Consider the following 4,885-nt stretch of genomic DNA (forward strand, 5'->3'; position numbering starts at 1 on the left):
TCCCCTCGGGCGTGTCTTCAAAGTTGGAGATCCCCCTAAATCCCCCTTAAAAAAAGGGGGACTTTGAGTATGGCTCCCCCCTTATTAAGGGGGGCTGGGGGGGATCATAATCTTGCGGAAAACTTTGAAAACACGCCCTAGGGGTGCAAAATTCAGTATCAAAAAACTTGGGAGATATCCTCTTAGTCATAGCTTACCTTTGACTATTGATTCTTGTTCCCCCCAGAATTGGGGGGCTAGGGGGGCAAAATTCAGTATCAAAAAACTTGGGAGATATCCTCTTAGTCATAGCTTACCTTTGACTTCTGACTTCTGACTTCTAACTTCTGACTTGTGCTTCTAAAATCAACCGTTCTTTTTCTCCTGTCAGGGGACGGTGATAGATGAAACTTTCGTTTTCAACGGCTTCAAAACCAGCGCTAAGTAACTCCGAACGCAAATAATCTGCCGAAAACCAATAAAAGCCTTTGACTCTGGGGTGAGGATGTACAGGAGCGTTGATCACTGCTGCATCATTAGAAATCAGAAGAATACCCTGGTTAGACACTAACCAATCTCGTAAACGACTGAAGAGCTTCGTTAAACCGACTCCTGGTTTGTATAAGTGTCCAACCACTCCATCACAGTAAATTAAATCAAAATTTTTGTGTTCCGGTTCCCACTGATTTACATCAGCAAAAACCACTGACAATCCTTTGTTTCGAGCAATTTCAATGGCATCTTCATTGACATCATTGGCTATGACATGATAGCCTTTTTTATGTAAATCACTTTCAACAAAAGCGTTACCACTCCCAATACTTAAGATATTGCTTGTGACTTCGTAGTTAAGCAAGGATTCAATTTTTTGGGTAATGAATTCTCGGTAGTTGGTGTCGTAAATTGTCGGTGTGATCGAGTCTTTATAGGCTTTTCCTTCTTCCCAGATAGTGTAAATACTTTTACCTTGCTCCCGGGGCTGGGAATAGTAGTTGTCTGTGGATAGCTGTAAATTTTGGTTCATTTGTTTTACCATTAGCGTTTGGGATTCTTAGTATGTGGTAGGATTCCCTTATCCACGCTGACCATTGATGTATTCTGCTGTAATGGAATGTTGGGGATTCTGGAAGATTTGCTCGACTGGGCCAAATTCAATTAAGCGTCCACAGCCAGACTGAACCCAAAATAACCCTACATAGTCTGCAATCCGTCGAGCTTGAGCCAGGTTGTGGGTGACAATCACCACAGTGTATTTCCCCCGCAAACTGGTAATCAAGTCTTCCACAACCCCACTAGAAATGGGGTCTAGGGCACTACAAGGCTCATCCATCAAAATAATTTCTGGAGCCAAAGCTAAGGTACGGGCTATGCAAAGACGTTGTTTTTGGCCTCCAGAGAGGCGCAATGCTGAGGCTGTAAGCCTATCCTTGACTTCGTCCCAGAGCTTAACATTTTTGAGCACCCTCTCAACAATTCCATTAATTTTCCGACGGTCTATAATACCATGCTCCTTCAACGGAAAAGCAATATTTTTCCAGATTGAGAATGGGAAAGGATTTGGTTTCTGCAAAACCGTCCCAATCCGACGGCGGAGAGCGATAGTATCAGTTTGAGGGTGAAGAATATTTGAATCACCCAACCAAACATTACCATAAACTAGGCAGTTGGGGATCAGATCGATTAAGCGATTGAGACAATACAAAAAACTGGTCTTGCCACAACCAGATGGGCCAATTAAGGCAGTGATAGAACCCTGGGTAATTGACAAGGTAATATCCTCTAGTGCCTGTTTCGAACCATAGTATAAACTGAGCCGATCCGTGGATAAGCAAGGATTGCCCCAGTTGTTGATAGAAGCAGAGATGACTGGTTTTGCCTGGGATGAAAACTGACTCATTTATTATGTTAGTTATGATACATTTTTACTCCTGAAGACTGCGATCATGCCATTGCTTCCCTAGGTAAATCGCTGTGGTATTGATCAACAGGATAACTATAACTAATATCACAGCCGAGGCATAGGCATTATCATCCCCGCCAGGGACATTCATGGATAGCTCATAAATATGTAAGGACAAGGCCCTTCCAGAATCAAATAAAGAGGTGGGCGTGCGATCGACATAGCCACTGGTGTAAATCAACGCCGCTGTTTCAGCGATGACCCTCCCAACTCCCAAAATTAAGCCTGCTACTAAACTGGGAACAGCAGCAGGTAACAGTAGATGAATGAGGGTGCTAGTCCTTGAGATTCCCAAGGATGCAGCACCCAAACGGTATTCTTCAGGAACAGCCCGCAGCCCTTCCTCAATGGAACGAATCAAGATCGGCAGCACCATACAGGCCAAGGTCAATCCTCCAGAAAGGATAGAAAAGCCAAGACCAAGGGTAACACAGAAGAAGGCATTGCCAAACAAACCAAAGACAATGGAAGGAACTCCTGCCAACATATCCAAACTGCGTCGCACCAACCGACTAAATAAGTTATTGGTGGCGGTAAATTCAGCTAACAGGATGGCAGTTCCCAACCCCAGGGGCAGGGCTACTGCCAGGCAAACCCCTAAAATCAATGCCGTTGAAACCAATATGGAGGCAATACCTCCTTCGCGACCAGCATTTTCAGGGTCTGTGGTCAGGAATTCCCAAGAAAGATGGCTAGAACCATACCAAACCAAATGCCCCAGAATTATGGCGAAACTAGCGGCGACGGACAAAGCGACGAACCAGACAATCATCCTCAACACTCGGTCTCGATAAGCAATCTTGCTCCGATGCCGATGATGGCGAGAGTCACTCAAAAATTTCCGTTTTTTAGAGCCTTTAGACGGATGGGCAGCATGAGAGTGAGAAGAAAAGAGAGCCATGGAACCTGACAGTGCAATAACTGAGTAGTGGATGATGACCCAACTGACAGGCAATTATACTAGTATATGTGTTTTTCTTCTGCGATCGCTTCTGCCAAGAGCGCCAGAAATAGACTCACTGCCAGCAACAACAATCCCGTTACAAACAGGGATGAACGATGATTGCCGAGGGCAAAAGCCATTTCCAAAGCAATGTTAGCGGGTAAGGTCCGAATCGGAGCGAACAGTGTATTTGGAATCTGAGGCACATTACCACAGACCATTAACACCAGCATCGTTTCCCCTAAAGCTCGTCCAATCCCTAGGATAATGCCAGTAAATACCCCCAGTCGCGCAGCCGGTAGCATGATCCCCAAAATCGTCCCCCAACGGGACAATCCTAGGGAAGCGGCTCCCTGCCAATAAACTTGGTTCATCTCTGCTAACGTCGCGTCCACGGTGAGGGCAATGGTAGGAATAATCAGTAGAGCTAACATTAGTATTCCTGCTAGTAAACTAGTTCCTGGTGGATGGAGGCGATTAATCAGTGGCACTAACACTACAAGTCCCCATAGTCCATAAATTACTCCGGGAAATCCCGCCATTAACTCCAGTAAGCGCCGGTAGAAACTAGCCAGGAAAGGAGGAGCGTAATAGTGGCAGAACAAAGCCGATAAAATCCCAACGGGAGCGGCTAGCACCACTGCTCCTGTTACCACCAATAGGGTACCCACCAACATTGGGGTGAGGTTATAGAATCCTTGAGCGGGACTCCAGCTAGCATCGGTCAAAAAGGCTAATATCCCGATGTCATCAAGAATCGGTAAAGATTCAATGATCAAGAACCCTGTAATAATCACAACGAGTATACCTACCACAGAGGCAATTCCTCGTACAGTCCAAGCTAAAACCCGATCAATTTTTCGGGGGCACAAATTTTTGTAGCCGAACGATATCATAATTGTCTTCACCCTGAACAAATGTGATGAACTCCTTTGCTAATCCAGTGGGGTTTCCTTTAGTCACCAGAGTTAATTGCCGAAGCAAAGGAAAACTGCCATTAGCGACTGCTTCACTGGTTGCTTCAACCCCATCCAGAGCCAGAAGCTTGATGGATATACCCTCCTGCATACTATATTCCGCAGCACCAATGGAGACGTAACCAATAGAATTAGGATTACCTGCAACAGTTTTTATGCCTTGTTGATTATCCCCAATTACTACATCCGCCTTCACCTCTGAATTATTCACTCCAAAGTATTCCAGAAATTTCTTTAGTGTTGAGTGTCCTTCTGCTCTGTGGACAAAGGTGATCGGGGCATCATTTTTATTTAAGCTTTGCCAATTTTTGATTTGACCAGTGCTGATAGCTTTGACCTGTTTGCTAGTGATTTCTGTTAAGGGGTTATCACCATGAACAATGATGCTAATTCCATCCCGTCCAAGCACAAAAACTTCCATCCCAACGGCTTCATCGTCTGTCAAAGTCCGAGAAACCATACCAATATCAGAAAGTCCTTGTCGCACATCTGCTAGTCCACGAGAGGAACCACCGGTTTGTACATCAATACGAATCCCTGGATTTTGCGCTTCAAATCGTTTACCCAACGCTGAAACTAAAGGAGCCACAGTACTTGCTCCTGTTAAGATTAGCTTTTGTTGCCCAGACCCAACCTCAGGAGATTGAGTACAACTCTGCAAATATAGGCACAGAAGCAGGATAAACGACAAGCGTCTAAATTTCATCAACTTGTTATTGAGTAGCACGGTCTTAGACCAAGTAAATCATCATGAATCATTAGTTTACATCGGTGGTGGGGTAGCACCCAATATATCCCTGTCGGTGGGCAGTGCCGATTTAAGCGATGAAAAGCGTTGGAATTGCTCTTAGGAACTGCCCACCCTAGGATAATTTACGATTAATTTTCTCTCAGCAATGCCGAAAATTCTGTATTAGACCTCTTGCAAAAGTATTTTTCTGATACTGTTTACGTCAATTCTTGTCCACTGTTCCCAGATCCGCTGTTCCCAGATCCACTGTTCCCGACAACTGCCACGAAGTCTAA

At 44.9% G+C, this 4,885-nt stretch carries 5 protein-coding genes; all 5 read right to left on the minus strand.

Going from position 1 to position 4,885, the window contains the following annotated elements; genetic code table 11:
- Nucleotides 1-319: 319 nt before the first annotated feature.
- The 5 genes from F6K49_RS35115 to F6K49_RS35135 are packed head-to-tail and all read right to left on the minus strand — an operon-like array spanning nt 320 to nt 4,565.
- Nucleotides 320-1,015 (minus strand): class I SAM-dependent methyltransferase, encoded by a 696-nt coding sequence (locus tag F6K49_RS35115; protein ID WP_293104190.1) that lies wholly within the window; start codon nt 1,013-1,015, stop codon nt 320-322.
- Between the two features lie 36 nt (nt 1,016-1,051).
- On the minus strand, nt 1,052-1,876 hold the full coding sequence (locus F6K49_RS35120) for a phosphate ABC transporter ATP-binding protein (protein WP_293104193.1): 825 nt from the start codon (nt 1,874-1,876) through the stop codon (nt 1,052-1,054).
- Nucleotides 1,877-1,901: 25 nt separating this feature from the next.
- Nucleotides 1,902-2,840 (minus strand): phosphate ABC transporter permease PstA, encoded by a 939-nt coding sequence (gene pstA, locus F6K49_RS35125; protein WP_293104195.1) that lies wholly within the window; start codon nt 2,838-2,840, stop codon nt 1,902-1,904.
- 59 nt (nt 2,841-2,899) lie between these two features.
- On the minus strand, nt 2,900-3,778 hold the full coding sequence (gene pstC, locus F6K49_RS35130; protein ID WP_293104197.1) for a phosphate ABC transporter permease subunit PstC: 879 nt from the start codon (nt 3,776-3,778) through the stop codon (nt 2,900-2,902).
- Complete coding sequence (locus F6K49_RS35135; RefSeq protein WP_293104199.1) at nt 3,735-4,565, minus strand: phosphate ABC transporter substrate-binding protein; 831 nt, start codon at nt 4,563-4,565, stop codon at nt 3,735-3,737. Before F6K49_RS35135 ends, pstC begins: the two co-directional genes overlap by 44 nt.
- Nucleotides 4,566-4,885: the final 320 nt, after the last annotated feature.

Source organism: Moorena sp. SIO3I6 (genome assembly GCF_010672095.1).